We start from the raw sequence: 19401 nt of genomic DNA on the forward strand, positions 1-19401 counted from the left end.
GAGGCGTGCCGATGCTGAGCTATGTCGCCCGGCGCCTGCTGATCGCGGTGCCGACCCTGTTCGGGGTGGCCACGGTGAGCTTCCTGCTCATGCGGATCATCCCCGGCGATCCGGCCCGGGTGATGGCCGGCCCGCAGGCGACCGCCGAGGACGTTGAACGGCTGCGTCAGCAGTTGGGACTGGGTGGCAGCATCTGGAGCCAGTACGTCGAGTACATCACCCGCCTGATGCAGGGCGACCTGATGGTCTCGGCCCGCACCGGCACCCCGGTGATCGACGAGATCGCCGCCCGGGCGCAGGCCACGGTCACGCTGGCCGTACTGGCGATCGTGGTCGCGGTGGTTGTCGGCTGCACACTCGGCGTGCTCGCCGCACTGCGCCGGGACAGCGTGGTCGACCTGATCCTCTCCGGGGTCTCCGTGTTCGGTGTTTCGATGCCGGTGTATTGGGTCGGGCTGTTGCTGATCATGCTGTTCTCGGTCCAACTCGGCTGGCTGCCCGCCGGTGGTTCCGACTCCTGGGCAAGCGTCGTGCTGCCCACCGTGGCACTGTCGTTCTTCGCTGTCGGCTTCATCTCCCGGCAGACCCGGTCGGCGATGGTGGAGACGATGGAGCTGGACTTCATCCGCAGCGTCCGGGCCAAGGGCATCAGCCGGAGCGCCTTGGTCATCCGGCACGGGCTACGCAACGCCGCCCTGCCGATCATGACGGTGGTCGGGCTCCAGTTCGGTCAGCTCCTCGGCGGGGCGGTGCTCACCGAGACCATCTTCGCCTGGCCCGGCCTGGGGCGTCTGCTCATCGACTCGATCAGCGCCCGGGACTTCGCCACCGTTCAGGGCACCGTCTTCGTCTTCGCGGCGGCCCTCATCCTGGTCAACCTGCTGACCGACATCCTGTACGCCTACGCCGACCCCCGGATCCGCTATGACTGATGCTGTTGTCGACCCCGTATCCATTCCCGTCCCGCGCAGCGCGCGGCCGGACCGGCTGCTCCGCCGGCTGTGGCGGCACCGCAGCAGCCGACTCGGGCTGATCCTGCTCGGCCTGATCCTGGCGCTGGTGGTGCTCGGCCCCTGGCTGACCGGCGGCAGCCCGTCCAGCGACATGGCCTACCAGAACCTGGCCGCCAGTCTCCAACCGCCGAGCGCAGCACACTGGCTGGGCACCGACCAGTTGGGCCGCGATGAGCTGGTCCGGCTGGTCCTCGGAGCCCGGTACACCATCATCATCGGCCTGGGTGCGGTGGCCACCGGAGTCCTGGTCGGCCTGCCGCTCGGTGCGCTCTCCGGGTTCTACCGGGGTTGGGTCGACCTGGTGGTCCAGCGGCTGGTCGACGTGGTGCTGGCCTTCCCGAGCTTCCTGCTGGCCCTCGCGTTGGTCGCGGTGCTCGGGCCCGGCCTGCGTAACCTGATCATCGGGGTGGCGCTCACCTCGTTCCCCCGGTTCGTCCGGCTGATTCGGGCACAGGTGCTCAGCGTCCGGGAACGGCCGTTCGTCGAGGCCGCGCTCGCGCTCGGGGTGAGTCGGGGGCGGATCCTCTGGCGGCATGTGCTACCCAACTCGATGACCCCGGTGATCGTGCAGACACCGCTGGAGCTTGGCAGCGCCGTCCTCACCGCCGCCGGGCTCGGCTTCCTCGGCCTCGGGGTCCGTCAGCCCACCCCGGAGTGGGGCACCATGCTCGGCGAGTCCCGCGACTTCATCTTCAGCAATCCGGCCCTGGTCACCTACCCCGGGCTCTGCATCGTGCTGGTGATCCTCGCGGTGAATCTGCTCGGCGACGGCGCGCGTGACGTGCTCGACCCCCGGTTGCGTTCCCGGATCAAGATCCCGCGTCGGAGGCGGACATGACGGAACCCGTACTGGAGATCCGTGATCTGCGGACGTATTTTCACACCATCCGCGGCGTCTACCGCGCGGTGGACGGCGTGGACCTGACCGTGCGAGCCGGCCGTACGCTCTGCGTGGTCGGCGAGTCCGGCAGCGGCAAGAGCGCGACGGCGCTGTCGGTGATGGGACTGATCGACGCGCCCGGCGAGATCCAGCCCGGCAGCCGGATCCGGTTCGACGGCCAGGAACTGGTCGGGCTCAGCGACCGCGAGCACCGCCGGATTCGGGGCCGAGATCTCAGCATGATCTTCCAGGAGCCGATGACCTCCCTCGACCCGGTCTACCCGGTAGGCCACCAGATCGTCGAGGCGATCCGGGCACACCAGCCGGTCAGCCGGAAGGCGGCCCTCGACCGGGCGGTGGAGCTGATGACACTTGTCGGCATCCCGTCTCCGGACCGTCGGCTGTGGGATTACCCGCACCATCTCTCCGGGGGCATGCGGCAACGCGTGATGATCGCGATCGCGCTGAGCTCGCATCCGAAGCTGCTGGTCGCCGACGAGCCCACCACCGCGCTCGACGTGACCATCCAGGCCCAGATTCTGGAGCTGATGCGTGACCTGCAGAAGAAGATGGGTATGGCGATCATGATGATCACACATGACCTCGGGGTGGTCGCGGAGATGGCCGACGACGTGGCGGTGATGTACGCCGGTCAGATCGTTGAGTCGGGCACCGCTGAGGAGGTTCTGACCAACCCGAGGCATCCCTACACCGAGGCGCTGCTGCACGCCGTACCGGTGCTCGGGATGAGCCGGGACGAGCCGCTGCGGGTGATCCCCGGCGTGGTGCCTAGCCCGCTGGAATGGCCCGCTGGCTGCCGGTTCGCCGCCCGCTGCGGGTACGCTCACGAGCGCTGTGCGGAACCGCCGCCAACGGCCAACGTCGGGCGGCATCAGACCCGCTGCTGGCTCTCGGTTGACCGGTCGCCCGGCACCGGTTCGGCCACCCGCACCGCTGCCGCCGGGGAGGTGAACCGGTGACCGCGTTGCTTTCGGTCCGGGGCCTGAAGACACACTTCCCGGTCCGGGCCGGCGTGCTGCGTCGGACCGTCGGCCAGATCCGGGCCGTGGATGGAGTGGACCTGGACATCATGCCGGGAGAGACCCTGGGTCTGGTCGGTGAGTCCGGCTGCGGCAAGTCCACGCTCGGCCGGTCCATCCTGCGGCTGATCGAGCCGACCGCGGGGCAGGTGATCTTCGATGGGGTCGACGTGGCCACACTGGACGCCCGACGGATGAAGGCCATCCGCCGGGACCTGCAGATCATCTTTCAGGATCCGGTGGGCTCGCTGAACCCGCGCATGCACGTCGGGGACATCGTGGGAGAAGGCCTGCACGCCAACGGGGTACGCAGCCGCGCCGAACGCGACCATCGAATAAAGGAGATCCTGGCAGCGGTCGGTCTGGACACGTCGGCGGCTGGCCGGTATCCGCACGAGTTCTCCGGCGGCCAGCGGCAGCGGATCGGTATCGCCCGGGCGTTGGTGCTGCGGCCGAAGCTGATCGTCGCCGATGAGCCGGTCTCCGCGTTGGACGTCTCCGTCCAGTCGCAGGTGCTCAACCTGTTGGCCGCCCTACGACAGCAGTTCTCCCTCACCTACCTCTTCGTCGCGCACGACCTGGCGGTGGTGGACTACATGTCCGACCGGGTGGCAGTGATGTATCTCGGCCGGGTTGTCGAGGTGGGCACCGCTCGGCAGGTCCGGACCAACCCGCTGCACCCGTACACACGGGCCCTGCTTTCGGCGGTGCCGGGCCGTGAGCGACAGCGCATCGTGCTCTCCGGTGAGGTGCCCAGCCCGCTGACCCCACCGTCGGGCTGCCGATTCCGGACCCGGTGCCCGATGGCACAGGAGATCTGCGCCCGGGTCGAGCCAGCCCTCGACGCCCATCCGTCGGGCGCCCGCGTGGCCTGCCACCTCAGCCACTGACCTGGCGGACCGGCTACTCCGCCACGACGGCACATCGTGCCGGCTATCAGTAGAGCTTGCCGAGGATGGCGTCGATCACTTTCTTGGAGGCCTGGTGTGCGGTCGGGCCGAGGGCGTCGGCGCAGCCCTCGACCAACACCTCGAGAACGAACAGCTGCATCATCTTCGAGTACAGGTTGCCGATCACCGTGCCCTCGTCGGCGACCTGAAGCACCACAGTGGATAGCTGCGCCACCGGCGAGCGCGGCGCGCTGGTTACCGCAACGATCGGTACCCGTTGCGACCGGGCCAGCCGCAGGCAGGCGGCCACATCCTTGGTGCTGCCGGTACGACTGAACGCGAGCACCACGTCATCCGGCGTGAGCAGCGCGGTGGCGACCGTGGTCACGTGCGGATCGGTGTGCGACTCGGTGGCGATCCCGATGCTCATCAGGTGGTGGGCCGCGTCCAGCGCGGTCACCCCGGACGCGCCCTGGCCCACGCAGAGCACCCGGCGAGCGTTGCTGAGCAGGTCGATGGCGCGGCTGAGCGCGGACGAGTCGAGCAGGTTCGCGGTCTCCTCGATCATCCCGGTGGCACGTAGGACGGCCGTTCGCATCCACTCCGGCCGGCGGTCGAACGCGGTGCCGGCGGCGGAAACCGCGTTCGGCGCCAACTCCTGCGCGATGCGGATCCGAAGCTCCTGGTAGCCGCGCAGCTTGAGCCGCCGGCAGAAGCGGCTGATGGTGGCCTCGCTCACCGTAGCCCGGTCGGCCAGCTCGGTGATGGTCATGTTCAGTACGTCGGTCGGCGCGTCCAGAATCGCGTCGGCGATTTTCCGTTCGGCGGTGGACATGCCGGCCAGCCGCCCGCGCAGGAAAGCCAGCGAGGGGGCGGGCGGCGCCGCGGCGGCTGGCACGGGTGGGGTCGCATCGGCGGGCGCGGGCGGAGGCATAGACCAACCGTACCATGAAAATCTCCTTCATCAGCGATCGAGGTGATGACAGATTTGCCTCTTGACAACCACGGCCGGGCCCCGGAAGCTGATCCCCAAGCCTGTTTCCGCAGGCCACCCCTATGAGGAGGGCCCATGTCCGTGCGCCCAGATGTGCTCACGGCCCGGCTCCGGCCGCCCCGGTGGCGGGCGGCCGGGCGGCTCCGCGCGTGGCTGTCGGGGCCGCTGGCGGCCGCAGTCGCCGCGGTCGGGATCCTGGCCGCGCCGCCCAGTGCGCACGCGGCCGAGGTCGTCTTCGCGGACGGCTTCGAGGCGGGCAACGCCTGGAGCTTCTGGACCAACGGCAGCGCTGGTGGCGCCGAGGTGGTGGGCACCCCGGTGCACACCGGTACCGGTGCGCTGCGGCTGACCGCCGGTGCCAACCCGGGCCAGCCGGAGATCGGCATCGTGGCCATCCGCGGCGGGTTGTCCCTTGTTGAGGATCAGTCCGTCCTGTCGTTCTGGTACCACGCCAGCGGCACTGCCGCTTACAAGGGCCTGTCCGTAGAGGCGCATACCGCGACCAAGGTGCACTACACCCTGCTGCCCGACACCGTCGTCACCGACCAGTGGCGCCAAGCCAGTGTCCGGCTCACCGACATGTCGCCGGATCTGGCCGGCGCAACGGTCGGCACGCTGGTGGTCAAAGCCATCACCGACCCGGCCGCCGGCACTGCGGCATTCACGCTGGATGACGTGGCTGTCACCAACGGGGTGCCGGTGGTGGCCCAGCCGCCCCGGCTGGTCACGGTGTCGCCACCGGCCGGCGCCAGCTCCGTCCCGCTGGACCGGATCCCAGTCGTCACGTTCGACCAGCGACTGGAGCCAGCCAGCGTCAACGCGTCCACTGTGGAAGTGACCGACGGGCGCGGCAAACGAATCGATGGCGCGGTCCGGTACCTGAGCGGCCAGCGGGCGATCGCGTTCGTCCCGAACCGGCCGTTGCTCCCGCGGACCGAGTACACGCTGCGGGCCGCCGGTGTGGCCACAGCGGACGGCCCGGCGCTGGAGGCACCGGTGGTGGCCACGTTCCGCACCGGGGCCGGCCAATCCGGCAGCGAGGTGGCGTTCGCCGACGACTTCACCGCCGCCACCGATTGGCGGGTCTGGACCAACGCCGCCAGCGGCGCCAGCCAGCAGCACGTCAGCGCGCCGGCGCTGGCACCGGGCGGTGCGATCCGGGCAACCGCGAGCGACCCGTCCGCCGGGTACGTCCTGGCGCAGATCCACGACCTGGCGCTACGCGACGAGAACAGCCGCATCTCGTTCCGGTACCACATCACCGGCACCGCCGCCCCGGCGTCACTCGCGGTGATGCTGGGCACCCGGGACGGGCGGGCCAAGGAGGTGGCTGTGGCCGCCGGAAGAGTTGTGGTCGGTTCCTGGACCTCGGTCAGTGTCCCCGTCGCTGCGGTCTCCCGCGCCTTCGTCGGGCAACCGCTGTCCACGATGGAGCTGAAGCTGGTGACGGCCGGGCCGGGTGAGGTGGCGTTCACCGTCGACCAGGTACGAGTCAACAGCGACCCCGCGGGCTATGCGGAAATCCCGGCCGCCGAGGCCCCGGACCAGCCACGGCTGTCCCGGGTGCCCGCCGCCGACCTGCGCCGGATAGCCGACCTGGCCGACCACATCGTGAGCACCCAGAACCCGGACGGCAGCATCCCGGTCGGGCCGGAGGGCGACCAGGTACTGCGCTACGTCCCGTACTTCAGCAGCTTCGCGGCGCTGGGACTGGTACGCGCGTACGAGCTGACTCAGCGCCCGACCTACCTCGCCGCCGCGCAGAAGTACGCCGACTGGTACCGGGCGCACCTGCGGCCCGACGGCAGCATCCACGACTACCACGGGCAGTGGCCGGATCTTGTGGACACCGGCACCGCAGACTCGGTGGACTCTTACGCGTCCACGTTCCTGTTGCTGCTCTGGCACCTCAGCGAGGCCCAGCCGGCCGGCGTGCCCCGGCAGTCGTACCTGCGGACGTGGTACCCGGTCGCGGAACAGGTGTACGGATCGCTGGACTCGGTCTACAAGGCGAACGGGCTGTCCGACGCGAAGGCCAGCTACCCGCTGCAATACATCCAGGACAACAGCGAGACCTGGTTCGGGCTGCAGGCCATGGCCCGGCTCGCCGGTGCCGCCGGCGACCAGGTGACCGGACGGCTCGCGACCGCGCTCGCCGCCCGTACCCAGTACGCGGTCCGGCAGGCGTTCGTGCGCGATTCCCTGGGCGACTACGGCACCTACGTGACCGCACCCACGTACGACGTACAGCCGTCCGGGCCGCTGGAGACGTGGTACCCGGACGCGCTGTCCAACGTACTCATGCTGGGCGTCCTCGGCGGCGGCCCCGGCCAGCCGGCGGGCGGCGACGGTGAACTGCTGCGCCGATTGGTACAGGCGTTCGACGTGGAGCAGGCCGGCGTTCGACCCACGTCCACCCTGGACACCCCTATGTACCTGTGGTGGGCGATGGCCGCCGTCGCCACCGGCCAGCCGAAATTGGCCCGCCACTTCGTCGACGAGTACACCGAGGTCGAAGGTCCGGCCAACCCGGCCACGCTCGGCTTCGGGTCGGCCCACCTGATCCGGGTGCTCAGCTTCCCGTACGACGGGTCGCTGTGGCTGTGACGCCCGTCCGCACCGATCCCACGACACCCCTGGAGTTGACCCGATGAGGAGACTTGCCGGCGCCACGCTGGCGCTGTGCCTGGCCGTCGCTGCGGCCGGATGCGGCACCGGTACCGGCGCCACGAACGACGCGAAGAACTCGACCACCCTGGTGTTCTGGCACTACTTCACCGACCGGGCCGACCTGTTCGACAAGTTTGCCGCCGACTACCGGAAGCAGACCGGCGTCACGGTGAAGATGACGCTGGTACCGGGCGATACGCTGGGCGAGAAGTTCCAGGCCGCGGCCCAGGCGAACACACTGCCCGACATCTCCGCCGCATGGACCGGCATCGGCGAGAAGACCGCGCCGTACGCCAAGTCGAACCGGATGATGAACCTGCGCGACGCGATGGACAGCGGGTGGAACAAGACCTTCCAGCCGTCGATGCTGGCCGCCGCGTCGTTCCCGGAGGACAACACGTTCGGCGTCGAGCCGGGCCCATACCTGGTCCCGCTGGACAGCAACAACATGCAGTTCCTCTACAACAAGAAGCTGTTCGCGCAGGCCGGGATAGACGGGCCGCCGACCACATTCGCGGAGTTCCTGGACGACAGCCGGAAGCTGTCCGCGGCAGGCATCGCGCCGTTCGTCGCCGGGCTCGGCGCCTGGCCGCTGGGCGCACTGGCACAGGTGTACCAATGGAACATCATCGGCGAGGAGAAGCTCAACGCCACGTTCTCCGGCAAGCTACCGTACACGTCCTCGGAGTGGCGGGAGTTCCTGCGGCTGTTCGTCACCCTTGGCAAGTCCGGCGCGCTGGCGAAGGGCACCCTGACCAACGACGCGCCCGCCGCGGAGAGCCTGTTCGTCAACGGCCAAGCCGCGATGATCTTCGACGGTTCCTGGGCGTTGGGCGTGTTCAAGCAGCAGAACCCGAACTTCGTCGACTACGGCGTATTCGTGCCGCCGTCGGCCGGCCCGCATCCGGTCCGGATCCCCGGCGGGGTGGGCGCGATGGCGTTCGTCGTCGGCAGCTCACCTCAGTCCGCCGAAGCGGTCAAGTTCCTGCGCTGGCTCACCGAGACCAGCCAGCAGACCGCGTACGCGAGCAGCAGTCTGAACCTGCCGGCTAACGTGGAGGCGGCGGGCGGGCAGAAGCTGGATCCCAACCTGGCCGCGTTCGCCAGCCGAATGGACGCGCTCATCCCGACCCTCGGCGCCAACATGCCGGCCCCGGTGGACACCACCATGCAGAAGGGCCTGCAACGGATCCTCGCCGGCGAGGACACCCCTGAACACGTCGCCGAGCTCATGCAGAAGGCCGCAACGACCGGGCGGGCGCAGTGACCGCACAGCTCCACCGGCTGCCCGCCGCCACCACGGCGGCGGGCAGCAGTCCCGCCCGGCGCTGGCGGCGCACCCGGGACTGGGCCGTCGCGTACGCGTTCGTCGCGCCGCTCGTCGTGCTCTTCCTCGTCTTCAGCCTGTACCCGTTCCTGCGCACCCTCCAGCTCAGCTTCACCGACTGGGACGGCCTGAGCGCGTCGTTCGGTTACGTCGGACTGGACAACTACGTCCAGTCGCTGCGCGACCGAGTGTGGTGGTCCTCGCTGTGGCACGGGCTGTTGTTCGCGGTCGTGGCGCTCACCCTGATGCAGGGCCTCAGCCTGCTGCTGGCGCTCGGGGTAAACCGCCGCCGACGCAGCGCCGCCTTCTACCGCACCGCGTTCTACCTCCCGCCGGTGCTGTCCGGCATCGTGGTCGCGCTGGTCTGGCGCTGGATCTACCAGCCGTACGGCGGGCCGCTCGCCGAGCTGTTCACTGCACTCGGCATCGAGTCCCTGGCCCGACCGTGGCTGGCCGAGAGCGGCACCGCGCTGTGGGCGGTCTCAATCGCGTCCGTCTGGCAGGGTGTGGGCAACGCGTTCCTGCTGTTCCTAGCGGCGTTGCAGAGCATCCCGGAGGAACTGAACGAGGCCGCCGCAGTCGACGGCGCCAACCCGTGGCAGCGCTTCCGCGCGGTGACGCTGCCCTGGCTCACCCCGACCATCGGCATGGTGAGCGTCCTCACGCTGCTCGGCGCGATGCAGATATTCAACCTGGTGCTGGCGATGACCGGCGGTGGCCCCGGATACGCCACCGAGGTGCCGGTTCTGCACATCTACCGGGCCGCGTTCGAGTTCAGCCAGTTCGGCTACGCCACCGCGCTGTCGGTCGTGCTCGGCATCATCCTCCTCGCCGTCTCCGCCCTCGCCATGCGCGTCTCCCGCCGGGACCGTACCCGATGACGCGGGCGGCCATGAGCGCACGGACGGTCATGCAGCCCGCGTCCGACGGCCGCCGGGCCACCCGGAGTGCATCTATCCATATCGGACTGATGATGTGGGCCGCAGCGTCGCTGCTGCCGGTGGTCTACATGCTGTCCGCGTCGATGCAGAGCACCCAGGAGATCTATGCCGGGGTCCGCCTGCTGCCCGCGTCATGGCACTGGGAGAACTACACCCAGGCCTGGCGGCAAGCGTCGTTCGGCACGTACCTCGGCAACAGCGTGCTCTACACCGCCACCGCCACCATCGGCGTGCTGCTGGTCAGCTCGTGCGCCGCATACGCGTTCTCCCGGCTGCGCTTCCCGGGACGGAACCTCATCTACTCCACCCTGCTGGTATTCCTGTTCATCCCGGTGCCGGGCGCGTTCATCCCGCTCTACGTGGTGCTGGTCCGGCTCGGACTGGTCGACACCCGGCTGGGCTACATCCTACCGCTGGTGAACTCGTGCCTGCCGGTGGCGGTGTTCATCCTGCGCCGGTTCTTCGACGAGCTGCCCCGCGAAATCGAGGAGGCGGCCCAGGTGGACGGCGCCGGCCGGCTGAGCGTGTACTGGCGGATCGCGCTCCCACTGGCCCGGCCGGCCATCGCCACCGTGGCCATCCTGACGATCCTGAGCTGCTGGAACGAGTTCGTGCTGGCGCTGGTGGTGTTCTCCGACGCGGGCAAGATGCCGCTGCAGGTCGGGCTGCAGACGTTCCAAGGCACCTACTTCGCCAACTACGGCCTGATGATGGCCGCCCTGTCCATCACCACCGTTCCGGTAGTCCTGGCCTACCTCGCCTTCCAGCGCTTCATCATCCGCGGCATCATGGCCGGGGCGGTGAAAGGGTGACGGCATATGTGCTGGGTATCGATGGTGGACAGTCATCGACCCGGTGCGTCCTCGGCACGCTGGACGGACGGCTGCTGGCCTCCGGCACCGGCCCGCCGCTCAGCCACGTGGCCGAACCGGGCGGCCGGGACCGGGTATGCGAGGCGGTCGCCGTGGCGGCGGGCCGAGCCCTGGACGCGGTGCGACCGCGGCCGCACCGCGTCGCCGCCGCGTACCTGAGCCTCACCGCAGGCATCACCGAGGCGGGACCGGCGCTGCGCGCCCTTGTCGACGTCGACCGGCTGCACGCCGACACCGACGCGATGGGTGCTCTGGCGAGCGGGACGCTTGGCCGGCCCGGCATCGTCGTCGCGGCTGGCACCGGCGTCGTGGCGCTCGCGCTCGGACCCGACGGGCAGCAGGTCACCGCGGGTGGCTGGGGGCACCGACTCGGCGACGAGGGCGGCGGGTACTGGCTGGGGCTGCACGGGATCCGCGCGGCCATTCGGGGCGCGGACGGGCGTGGACCCGCCACCTCGCTGACCGCGCGGATTGTCGCCGACCTCGGCCTGCCGCACCTGCGCGAACTGTTCAACGCGGCCGCGGACGGGACCCTCGACGTACCCCGGATCGCCGGGCTGGCCCGGATCGTGGCGGCCGAGGCGGCGGCCGGCGACCCGGCCGCCCGGGAACTCATCGCCGCCGCCGCGACCGAACTGGCGTCGCTGGCGGAAGTGGTGGCCAGCCGAGCCGGCTTCCTGCCCACCCCGCGGACCGTGGTCGGCACCGGTGGCGTGCTGACCCCGACTGGTCCGGTGTGGACAGCGTTCGTCGCCGAACTGGGCCGGCGGCTGCCCGACGCGATCGCGGTCCGGCCCAGCGTCCCGCCGGTCGTCGGCGCGTACCTGCTCGCGCTCGACATGGCCGGCCACCCGGCCACCGCTGGCGTCCTCGCCACCGTCCGATCCACCATGACCACACGGGAGAATCTGTGATCAGCCAAGCCACGTCCCTGCTCGAACAACTGCGCGACGGCGTCGTCGTGTCCTGCCAGGCCGGGCCGGGCAGCCCGCTCAACAGTCCGGCCATCATCGCCGCGCTGGCCGGGTCGGCCGCGCGCGGCGGAGCCCGCGGCTTCCGCGTCGACGGCCCGGCCAACATAACCGCGGTACGGGCGGCCAACCCGCTGCCGATCATCGGCATCCACAAGCGGGAACAGCCTGGCAGCCCGGTCTACATCACGCCGACCCTGGCCGACGCCGAAGCCGTGGTGGCGGCCGGCGCGGACATCGTGGCCCTGGACGGGACCGCCCGCCCGCGCCCGGCGGGCGAGACGCTGGAGCGCATCATCGCAGGCGTACACCGGCTGGGTCGGCCGGTGATGGCGGACATCGCCACCGCTGCCGAGGGCCGGGCCGCCATCGACGCCGGTGCCGACGTGGTAGCCACCACGCTGGCCGGCTACACCGAACAGTCGTCGGCGGCCGACGGTCCCGCGTTCGCTCTCGTCGAGGAGCTGACCGCAGCCGGCGTTCCGACCATTGTCGAGGGCCGCATCTGGACGGTGGAGGAGGTGCAGCGCTGCTTCGCCGCCGGCGCCTACGCCGTCGTCATCGGCTCGGCCATCACCGTGCCGGAGTTCATCACCCGCCGCTTCGTCCAGGCCGCCGCCGAGGTGAGGTCCTGATGACCGACGCCATCGCACGTTCCTTCGACGCGTTCATCGGCAAGCTGCGGGACGCGGCCGCGACCCAGGCCGGTGCGCTGGCCGCCGCTGCGGACGCGTGTGCCGACTCGCTGGCCGCCGGCGGCGTCATCCACGTCTTCGACACCGGGCATCTCGTCGCCCACGAGATGGTCTGCCGTACCGGCGGCCTGGTCGCATTCACCCCGCTGCGCTACGGCGGGACGCTAGACAACACCAACTTGCGCCGCGGACCCCGACCGGCCGCCGGCGAGGAGGCCGAACGTACGCTGCTGCGCTGGGTATTCGCCGGCGACAGCCTGCGCCGGGGCGACGTGCTCGTGATCAGTTCGGTATCGGGTACCTCACCCCGGGTGATCGAACTGGCGCTGGCCGCGCGGGCGGCGGGCCTGTTCGTCATCGCGCTGACCGCGCCGGCCCACGCCAAGCGACTGGATCCGGAACACTCCAGCGGGCAACGGCTGCATGACGTGGCCGACGTGGTACTGGACAATCAAGCCGGCTACGGCGACTCGATGCTCGACCTGGACGGGCTCGACGTGCGGGCCAACCCGGCCTCCGGAGTGCTCGGCGCGGCGCTGATGTGGGCGCTCAACGCCGGCACCATCGAGCGGCTTCTCGCCCGCGGGGTGGTCCCGACCGTCTACCAGAGCGTGCACCTGCCCGGCGGGTGGGAGCGGCTGCGCGAGGCCGAAGCACGGTACACCGAGACGGGGGTCTGATGCCGGACGGTTACCTGCGCTACCTGGCGGCGGTGGAACGCTTCCTGCGCGAGGCCGGCGACGCGGACCGGCAGGAAGCGGTCGCCGCAGCCGCGGCCGCCATCGCCGGCGCCATCGCCGCCGGGCGCCGCGTACGCGTGTTCGGATCGAGCCATGCCGGGCTGCTGGCCCAGGATCTGGTCTACCGGGCCGGTGGGTTGGCCCCGCTGGACGCCGTGCTCCCGGCCGAGCTGATGCTCAACGTCCGCCCGATCACCCGCACCTCGGACCTGGAACGGCAGCCTGGCCTGGGCTGCCAAATCTTCGAAAGGATCGCGCTCGACCCGGGGGACGTACTGATCCTGATCTCGGTGTCCGGTCGCAACCCGGCCACCGTTGAGGCGGCCGAAGTAGCCCAGGAACGCGGCGCGACCGTGGTGGCGCTGACGTCGCTGGCGTACTCGCGCGAGGTGTCCGCGCGGGGCACCCGGCGGCTGTTCGAAACCGCCGACATCGTCATCGACCTGCCCGGTGTGATCGGCGACGCCTGCGTGCCGGTCGGCGGTACCGGGGTCGTGGCCGGGCCGACGTCGTCGGCGGTCGGCACGGCGATGCTGCACGGCCTCTGCGTCGAGGTGGCCGAACTCCTTGCCGCACGCGGGATCGCGCCGCCGGTTTACCGCTCAGCCAACCTGGACGCCGGCGACGCGGCCAACCGCCACCTGTTCCGCGAGTACGCCGGCCGCGTCGATTATCTGGGCTGACCTGCGGGACCAGCAAGGGCCCCGCCCGCGAGTGGCGGGCGGAACGTGCGCGGTTTACGTGCCGTGATGCTCAGGTTGCGCTTGGCTGTTTTGCCGACGTCGTGGCGGGGTGCTGGTCTGCTCATCGCCCACCCTGATCCGTCCTGCCGCATACCGACGCTCGCTGAGTACGTACCGCGGATCATGGCTGCGGCCAGCCCGGGCATCCGCCGCACCTACGGCCCCTACTGGAACCGGATGGCCGGCGCGCTCGGCCATCTACGGCTGGACGAGGTGACCGCCAGCGACATCGAAGCCCTCAGAGCAGGATGAGGGCTGCCTGCGGGCATGTCCCACCGCCGAGGCGGAAGGCCCGACGGCGGTAAGGCTGGCCGCCGCCGGGTCTTTCGATAGCCGGCAAGTCTCAGTTTCTGGCGTTCTCGGCTCTGGGTGGTCGTTGCCGGGGTAGCCGGAAGCCCGCAGTGATCAGCCAGGCGAGGCCGGTGAAGCGGGCGATCGGGAGGAGGATGGCTGCGTTGTCGATGAGCAGGCTCAGGGTGGCGATTTCGGCGACGGCGGCGATGATCAGGCCAGACCAGGCAAGCCAGCGTGGCAGTAGCCGGGCGAGGAGGCCGGGCACGGCCACGCCGGCGATCAGCAGACCCAGCGGCACCACGTGGCCGACACCGCCGGTGGCGAAGGTGAGGTATTGCAGACCGCGCACGAGGGCCGGATCGTCGAGCACCTCGGGTTGGGAGGTGACCCAGCCGAGCAGGCCGCAGAGGGCGAGGAATGCGGCGGAGAGAGTCCCGCCGATGAGCGCGATGGTCGCGCCGGGTGCCCGGACGCCGAGTTGGTGCAGGCGCGCGGAGACGGTCGCGCTGTAGATGGCCAGCGGGATGGCGGCGGCGAACTGCAGCGCCGCGCCGACCTGCACTGCGCGCTGATGATCGCGGAAATACGCCAGGATGTCGGCTGCGGGGCCGAACGGCGACGGGTAGGGCTTGCTGCCGGCGAGCAGGGTGCCGAGGACGAGGCTGGCGATGAACAGGCCCGCGAACACGACGGCGAGGACGCCGAGCGGTGGCCCGGTCTGGTGGCGGCGGCGCTGGGTTGCGTTTGTGGTGGTCATGCGATCACCCGCCCGCCGGTCAGGTCGAGGGTGACACCGGTGATCCAGGACGACGCGTCGGATGCCAGGAACAGCACCGCCTCAGCGACGTCGTCGGGCTCGCCGATGCGTCCCAGCGGGAATTGCCGGGCCAGTTCGTCGAGCTGCTGAGTGCTCATTGCTTGCTCCATACGGTCGTTGCGGACAGCGGACGGGGCCAGGCAGTTGACCCGGACGGCATGCTGACCGACCTCGTTGGCCAGGTGTCGGGTGAACATGACGACACCGGCCTTCGCGGCCGCGTACGCGGCGTTGGCCTGGCTTGGTTGGCGTCCAGCGCTGGAGGCCATGGTGATGATCGCGCCGCGTCGTTGGCGCACCATGCCGGGCAGCACCTCGTGCACGGCGAGAAACGTCGAGGTCAGTTCCGACTCCACCGTCGCGCGCCACTGCTGGGCGTCGAGGGCGACGGTAGGTACGGGTCGGCCCTGCCCGCCGGCGATGGTGGCGAGGATGTCGACCGGACCGAAGGCGGCCTCCACCCTCTCACGGACGCGGCGCACGGTGGTGGCGTCGGTGACGTCACCGGGCACGGCGATGGCCTGGCCGCCGTCGGAGGCGATGCCGGCCACGACGCCGGCGAGCGCCGCCTCGTCCCGGCCGTTGACGGCGACCCGCACGCCGTTGGCGGCCAAGGCGCGGCAGGTCGCCGCGCCGATGCCGCGTGAACCGCCGGTGACGAGCGCAACCCTGCCGGTTAGATCGGGATAACGGATGGCTGGCATTCCAGATCTCCCTTCTCGCAGGTGAACAGTTCACCAGACTGAACCGTTCACTTGTGTGTAACATATCGGGGTGACCTCACGACGGCAAGCCGGCCCCAGCGGAGCGACGTTCCTGCTGGCTCAGCTCGGCGCACACGCAGCCGAGCGCTTCGCCCAGCGGGTAAAGGAACTCGGGTTGACCCCGGCAGACGTCGGACTGCTGCGCATGATCGCCAGCCAGCCCGGGCGAAGCCAGCGCTCGCTCGCGACGGACCTCGGCGTCGTACCGAGCCGGGTCGTCGCGCTCGTCGACAGCCTCGAGCGCAAAGGGCTTGTCGAGCGGCGGTCCGGCGAGACCGACCGCCGCCACCACGCGCTGCACCTCACCACCGATGGCCAGCAGGTGCTGATGCGGATGCGATCCATCGCCACCGCCCACGAAGACGACCTCTGCGCCGCCCTCAGCACCGACGAGCGGTCCCAACTCGCCAACCTACTGCAGCGAATCGCCAACCAGCAGGGACTCGTCCCGCACGTGCACCCCGGATACCGAAACCTGAGCACCCCACGGTGACAAGCAGCGCGACGTCTACACCGGCCGCAAGTCAGCCGTCACCGCCGCAGCTCAGGGGCTGCGCCAGCGCGCCGCTACCGGTGAGCGAAAGTCGGTGCTGGCCAAGAAACTACCAACAGCGGCACGGCGGTGTACGTCTGCCTGCCCGAGACTTCCCAGGCTGAAGCCGCCGCCGGCCGACGGCCCTGACCGAGGCCCGGCCCACACAGTTCAGGCCATATCCATTGGTTTGTCGGCCCGTACTACCGGTACCCCTGACGCCCCGCGTTGGAACTCAAGTCGTCGAGATCGCTGCCGCGCCGCAGTCGGAACCGCCCTGCCTGGCCCTGCCGAGCGCGATCCACAGCTCGTCGACCGCCCGTTCCCACATCCGAACACGACTACTGCAGGTGGTTGCGGCATCACCGCAGCGTGATGACCGGCTCCCACCGACCTGGCTGCCAGCGGCACCGGGTCGGCCGTGCCAAACGCGACGGTCGGCCGGCATCACCCCAACACCGCACGAGCGATCACCGTCGGCAGCGACAACCAGGCGCCAAATCCGTCCTGGCGTTGGTGCAGGCGTAGCAGCGCACGCTACAGGCTGATCCGGACCGCATGCCCGTGGGTCCAGCGGGGGAGCGGCGTGGGAGCAGCCGGGTCACTGAACAGCAGCCAACTGCGCAAGCCGCGCCAACTGAGGGACCGGTGCAGATGCGCCCGCAACCCTGGACGCCGGGCAGGACACCGCCATCGGCGACTACATCCGCTGGTTCGTCAGATCCAGCCGCCCGCCCGGCGGATGTAGGTGACCACGGGCGGATGTTCTGCGGTTACCCGGTCCGTCAGCTTTGGCGTCGCGGGCCGGCGCCGCTCGGCGGCAGACACCGCAGCTGTCACCTGCCGGCCACCGTGCGGGGGAGTTCGTTCGACTGGGTGGGCGAGACCGCACGAACCCGAGGATCGAGCAATCGGCTGAGGCAACTGTCTGGGGCGTCGTCGTTCGACATGAACCTTGGCTATGCGCAGGGCACGCCCTCAACCGTCCTGCTCAGGACGAATCCGGGAGTGGATTCGGGTACGGTCTCGGGTCACGGGACCACTTGACGAACGCCTAACCCGTATTGTGGAATCGAATTCCATAATGTGACAAGGGTGAGGAGCGCCAAGCCATGGTCCGGACGCGGATCGCCGCCGTGGACTGCTTCGTCCTGAAGCTTCAGCACGCCGAGCCGTACCTTGGTTCGGCCAACGGTGTTACCGAGTCGGCCGCGCCACCGTCGGGATACGCGGTTCGGCACCCGTGGCGCAGCATCTACTCACCACGGTTCGAGACCCTGCTGGTCAGGCTGACCACCACCTCGGGGGTCACTGGCTGGGGAGAGGCCCTCGCGCCGGTCGCGCCGGAGGTCCCCGCCGAGGTGGTACGCCGCCTGCTCGCGCCGGTGCTCATCGGCGCCGACCCGTCCCGGGTGCGGCCGCTGAGCGCCGCGTTGCGTGACCTGATGCGCGAGCGGGGGCACCTCGGCGGGCACCAGGGCGATGCCCTGGCCGCCGTCGACATCGCACTATGGGACCTCGCAGGCCGCCTGGCCGGTCTGCCGGTGCACGAACTCTTAGGTGGGGCGTTCCGCGAGCACGTTCCGACGTACGTCTCCGGCCTGCCGTCCCGCGACGACGGCGAGCGCGGCGTGCTCGCCGCGGAGTGGGCGGCGAAGGGCGTCGAGCGGATCAAGCTGCACCTCGGGCACGGCGTCGACAAGGATCTGGCGACTGTCGACGCGGTGCGGGCAGCCGCCCCGAGCGTCGCGCTGGCCGTGGACGCGCACTGGAGGTACGACCTGTCTGCCGCGACCAGGCTGGGCCGGGGCCTGGCGGCTCGCGGCGTCCTCTTCCTCGAGGCGCCGTTGGCGCCGGAGGACCTGGCCGGTCACGCTGACCTGGCCAGGCGGATCGACCTGCCGGTGGCGGTCGGCGAGGCACTGCGCCACCGGTACGAGTTCCTGCCCTGGATACGGGAACGTGCGGTCGGCCTGGTTCAACCGGACGTGGCGCGTACCGGCATCAGCGAGGCGATGGCGGTGGCCGAGCTCGCCGCGGCGTACCACCTCCCGATCGCGCCGCACCACTCCGTCGGTCTCGGCGTGGCCCTCGCCGCCGGGCTACAGGTCAGCGCGGCCGCCGAGCTGTTCACCGTCTTCGAGTACCAACCCACGGCGACCGAGGTCGGACAACGCATCCTGGCCGCACCGCTGCCCGGCGGCCCGGACGGCTTCGCCGTGCCGAACGGTCCCGGTCTCGGGATCGAAGTGGACGACCACACCGTCAGCGCCCTTTCGGAGGAGAGTTGAGCACACCTGAGTCCCAGCTCCGCGTACGCGGGCTGGTCCCGATCCTCGCCACCCCGTTCGATGCCACCGGCGCACTGGACGTACCCGGCCTGCGTCGGCTCGTGGAGTTCCAGCTCGCCGCCGGCGCGGACGGCGTGGCCGTCTTCGGCCTGGCCAGCGAGGGATTCGCCCTCACGGCCGCGGAACGGGCCACCATCCTGGCCGAGACCCGTGCGGTGGCCGGGCCAGAAGTTCCGCTGGTAGCCGGAGTCAACGCCACCAGCACCTCGACCTCGATCGAGCAGGCGCTCGCCGCGCGCGACGGCGGCGCCGATGCGTTGATGGTCTTGCCGCCCTATCTGGTCAAGCCGGCCGGCGGGCAGGTGGTGGACTTCTACGGCACGGTGGCCGAACGCAGCGGTCTGCACGTCATGGTGCAGGACGCGCCCGCGAGCACCGGTGTGAGCATGCCGGTCCCGTTGATCGTCGAGCTGAGCAAGCTCACCGGCGTCGAGTCGGTGAAGGTGGAAAGCCAGCCCACCGCGCCGAAGGTGGGTGATGTGGTGACCGCGACCGACGGCGAGTTCGACGTGCTGGGCGGCCAGAACGCGTTCTTCGTGCTCGAGGAGTACGCGCGCGGCGCGGTCGGCACCATGCCGGCGTGCGAGTTCACCGACCTGCTCGCGCCGATCCTGGCGGACTGGCGGGCCGGGCACCATCGGTCCGCACACGAGGCGTTCACCCGTCTGCTGCCGTTGGTGCGCTTTGGGCTGCAGCAGGGCCTGGCCTGGGCCGTGCACAAGGAGGTTCTGGTCCGTCGGGGCATTATCGACTGCGCGTTCGTGCGGGACCCGGCCGCCGCGCTGGATGCCGGCAGCCGGGCCGCGCTGGACTCGATCCTCAGTCTGACCCCGCTGCCGTCCTGGCGAACGTGAGAGGCTGACGGTC

The 19401-nt window shown here is 70.3% G+C and carries 19 protein-coding genes; 16 read left to right on the forward strand and 3 right to left on the reverse strand.

Going from position 1 to position 19401, the window contains the following annotated elements:
* Nucleotides 1-11: 11 nt before the first annotated feature.
* Genes ACGF4F_RS29470 through ACGF4F_RS29485 form a run of 4 tightly spaced genes read left to right on the forward strand, consistent with a single transcriptional unit; the run spans nucleotide 12 to nucleotide 3823 of the window.
* Entirely contained in the window at nucleotides 12-932 is a 921-nt protein-coding gene (locus ACGF4F_RS29470) for an ABC transporter permease (protein WP_073835926.1), read from the forward strand.
* Nucleotides 925-1851: an ABC transporter permease gene (locus tag ACGF4F_RS29475; protein ID WP_073835864.1), complete on the forward strand. Its 927-nt coding sequence runs from the start codon at nucleotides 925-927 to the stop codon at nucleotides 1849-1851. The genes ACGF4F_RS29470 and ACGF4F_RS29475 overlap by 8 nt, the downstream gene beginning before the upstream one ends.
* Nucleotides 1848-2873: an ABC transporter ATP-binding protein gene (locus ACGF4F_RS29480; protein WP_393082312.1), complete on the forward strand. Its 1026-nt coding sequence runs from the start codon at nucleotides 1848-1850 to the stop codon at nucleotides 2871-2873. Before ACGF4F_RS29475 ends, ACGF4F_RS29480 begins: the two co-directional genes overlap by 4 nt.
* Nucleotides 2870-3823: an ABC transporter ATP-binding protein gene (locus tag ACGF4F_RS29485; RefSeq protein ID WP_393082315.1), complete on the forward strand. Its 954-nt coding sequence runs from the start codon at nucleotides 2870-2872 to the stop codon at nucleotides 3821-3823. Before ACGF4F_RS29480 ends, ACGF4F_RS29485 begins: the two co-directional genes overlap by 4 nt.
* A 46-nt stretch (nucleotides 3824-3869) precedes the next feature.
* Here the strand turns inward: ACGF4F_RS29485 and ACGF4F_RS29490 are convergent, their stop codons facing one another.
* A complete protein-coding gene (locus ACGF4F_RS29490) occupies nucleotides 3870-4757 on the reverse strand; it encodes a MurR/RpiR family transcriptional regulator (protein WP_393082318.1) in 888 nt (295 codons plus the stop codon).
* 135 nt (nucleotides 4758-4892) lie between these two features.
* Between ACGF4F_RS29490 and ACGF4F_RS29495 the strand changes: the two genes are divergently transcribed.
* The 9 genes from ACGF4F_RS29495 (at nucleotide 4893) to ACGF4F_RS29535 (ending at nucleotide 14028) form a co-directional block, all read left to right on the forward strand.
* Nucleotides 4893-7424: an Ig-like domain-containing protein gene (locus tag ACGF4F_RS29495; protein WP_393082321.1), complete on the forward strand. Its 2532-nt coding sequence runs from the start codon at nucleotides 4893-4895 to the stop codon at nucleotides 7422-7424.
* Between the two features lie 43 nt (nucleotides 7425-7467).
* A complete protein-coding gene (locus tag ACGF4F_RS29500; RefSeq protein WP_393082324.1) occupies nucleotides 7468-8754 on the forward strand; it encodes an ABC transporter substrate-binding protein in 1287 nt (428 codons plus the stop codon).
* Nucleotides 8751-9695: a carbohydrate ABC transporter permease gene (locus ACGF4F_RS29505; RefSeq protein WP_393082326.1), complete on the forward strand. Its 945-nt coding sequence runs from the start codon at nucleotides 8751-8753 to the stop codon at nucleotides 9693-9695. Before ACGF4F_RS29500 ends, ACGF4F_RS29505 begins: the two co-directional genes overlap by 4 nt.
* A 92-nt stretch (nucleotides 9696-9787) precedes the next feature.
* The gene (locus ACGF4F_RS29510; RefSeq protein ID WP_393082329.1) at nucleotides 9788-10567 is read left to right on the forward strand and encodes a carbohydrate ABC transporter permease; all 780 of its coding nucleotides are present in this window, start codon (nucleotides 9788-9790) and stop codon (nucleotides 10565-10567) included.
* Nucleotides 10564-11541 (forward strand): N-acetylglucosamine kinase, encoded by a 978-nt coding sequence (locus ACGF4F_RS29515; protein WP_393082333.1) that lies wholly within the window; start codon nucleotides 10564-10566, stop codon nucleotides 11539-11541. The genes ACGF4F_RS29510 and ACGF4F_RS29515 overlap by 4 nt, the downstream gene beginning before the upstream one ends.
* Nucleotides 11538-12233 (forward strand): N-acetylmannosamine-6-phosphate 2-epimerase, encoded by a 696-nt coding sequence (locus ACGF4F_RS29520; protein ID WP_393082336.1) that lies wholly within the window; start codon nucleotides 11538-11540, stop codon nucleotides 12231-12233. Before ACGF4F_RS29515 ends, ACGF4F_RS29520 begins: the two co-directional genes overlap by 4 nt.
* A complete protein-coding gene (locus ACGF4F_RS29525; RefSeq protein WP_393082338.1) occupies nucleotides 12233-12973 on the forward strand; it encodes a sugar isomerase domain-containing protein in 741 nt (246 codons plus the stop codon). The genes ACGF4F_RS29520 and ACGF4F_RS29525 overlap by 1 nt, the downstream gene beginning before the upstream one ends.
* Entirely contained in the window at nucleotides 12973-13716 is a 744-nt protein-coding gene (locus ACGF4F_RS29530) for a sugar isomerase domain-containing protein (RefSeq protein WP_393082341.1), read from the forward strand. Before ACGF4F_RS29525 ends, ACGF4F_RS29530 begins: the two co-directional genes overlap by 1 nt.
* Nucleotides 13717-13899: 183 nt before the next feature.
* Entirely contained in the window at nucleotides 13900-14028 is a 129-nt protein-coding gene (locus ACGF4F_RS29535; protein WP_393082343.1) for a hypothetical protein, read from the forward strand.
* A 91-nt stretch (nucleotides 14029-14119) separates the two neighbouring features.
* Here the strand turns inward: ACGF4F_RS29535 and ACGF4F_RS29540 are convergent, their stop codons facing one another.
* Complete coding sequence (locus tag ACGF4F_RS29540) at nucleotides 14120-14827, reverse strand: DUF4386 domain-containing protein (RefSeq protein WP_393082346.1); 708 nt, start codon at nucleotides 14825-14827, stop codon at nucleotides 14120-14122.
* Nucleotides 14824-15591 (reverse strand): SDR family NAD(P)-dependent oxidoreductase, encoded by a 768-nt coding sequence (locus ACGF4F_RS29545; RefSeq protein WP_393082349.1) that lies wholly within the window; start codon nucleotides 15589-15591, stop codon nucleotides 14824-14826. Before ACGF4F_RS29545 ends, ACGF4F_RS29540 begins: the two co-directional genes overlap by 4 nt.
* Before the next feature lie 70 nt (nucleotides 15592-15661).
* On the opposite strand from ACGF4F_RS29545, the gene ACGF4F_RS29550 reads away from it, so the two are divergent.
* The 3 genes from ACGF4F_RS29550 to ACGF4F_RS29560 all read left to right on the forward strand — a co-directional run bounded on the left by ACGF4F_RS29550 (nucleotide 15662) and on the right by ACGF4F_RS29560 (nucleotide 19388).
* Complete coding sequence (locus tag ACGF4F_RS29550) at nucleotides 15662-16144, forward strand: MarR family winged helix-turn-helix transcriptional regulator (protein ID WP_393082352.1); 483 nt, start codon at nucleotides 15662-15664, stop codon at nucleotides 16142-16144.
* 1151 nt (nucleotides 16145-17295) lie between these two features.
* A complete protein-coding gene (locus ACGF4F_RS29555) occupies nucleotides 17296-18474 on the forward strand; it encodes a mandelate racemase/muconate lactonizing enzyme family protein (RefSeq protein ID WP_393082355.1) in 1179 nt (392 codons plus the stop codon).
* Complete coding sequence (locus ACGF4F_RS29560; protein WP_393082358.1) at nucleotides 18471-19388, forward strand: dihydrodipicolinate synthase family protein; 918 nt, start codon at nucleotides 18471-18473, stop codon at nucleotides 19386-19388. Before ACGF4F_RS29555 ends, ACGF4F_RS29560 begins: the two co-directional genes overlap by 4 nt.
* Nucleotides 19389-19401 lie beyond the last annotated feature (13 nt).

The organism is Micromonospora sp. NPDC047740, assembly GCF_043204735.1.
Classification (GTDB): domain Bacteria; phylum Actinomycetota; class Actinomycetes; order Mycobacteriales; family Micromonosporaceae; genus Micromonospora.

Bases quoted from the DNA above. Each gene is read 5' to 3' on its own strand.
- ACGF4F_RS29495 (WP_393082321.1), top strand. From the start codon at position 4,893: ATGTCCGTGCGCCCAGATGTGCTCACGGCCCGGCTCCGGCCGCCCCGG.
- ACGF4F_RS29535 (WP_393082343.1), top strand. From the start codon at position 13,900: ATGGCTGCGGCCAGCCCGGGCATCCGCCGCACCTACGGCCCCTACTGG.
- ACGF4F_RS29545 (WP_393082349.1), bottom strand. From the start codon at position 15,591: ATGCCAGCCATCCGTTATCCCGATCTAACCGGCAGGGTTGCGCTCGTC.
- ACGF4F_RS29530 (WP_393082341.1), top strand. From the start codon at position 12,973: ATGCCGGACGGTTACCTGCGCTACCTGGCGGCGGTGGAACGCTTCCTG.
- ACGF4F_RS29555 (WP_393082355.1), top strand. From the start codon at position 17,296: ATGGTCCGGACGCGGATCGCCGCCGTGGACTGCTTCGTCCTGAAGCTT.
- ACGF4F_RS29525 (WP_393082338.1), top strand. From the start codon at position 12,233: ATGACCGACGCCATCGCACGTTCCTTCGACGCGTTCATCGGCAAGCTG.
- ACGF4F_RS29510 (WP_393082329.1), top strand. From the start codon at position 9,788: ATGTGGGCCGCAGCGTCGCTGCTGCCGGTGGTCTACATGCTGTCCGCG.
- ACGF4F_RS29470 (WP_073835926.1), top strand. From the start codon at position 12: ATGCTGAGCTATGTCGCCCGGCGCCTGCTGATCGCGGTGCCGACCCTG.
- ACGF4F_RS29500 (WP_393082324.1), top strand. From the start codon at position 7,468: ATGAGGAGACTTGCCGGCGCCACGCTGGCGCTGTGCCTGGCCGTCGCT.
- ACGF4F_RS29475 (WP_073835864.1), top strand. From the start codon at position 925: ATGACTGATGCTGTTGTCGACCCCGTATCCATTCCCGTCCCGCGCAGC.
- ACGF4F_RS29490 (WP_393082318.1), bottom strand. From the start codon at position 4,757: ATGCCTCCGCCCGCGCCCGCCGATGCGACCCCACCCGTGCCAGCCGCC.
- ACGF4F_RS29480 (WP_393082312.1), top strand. From the start codon at position 1,848: ATGACGGAACCCGTACTGGAGATCCGTGATCTGCGGACGTATTTTCAC.
- ACGF4F_RS29540 (WP_393082346.1), bottom strand. From the start codon at position 14,827: ATGACCACCACAAACGCAACCCAGCGCCGCCGCCACCAGACCGGGCCA.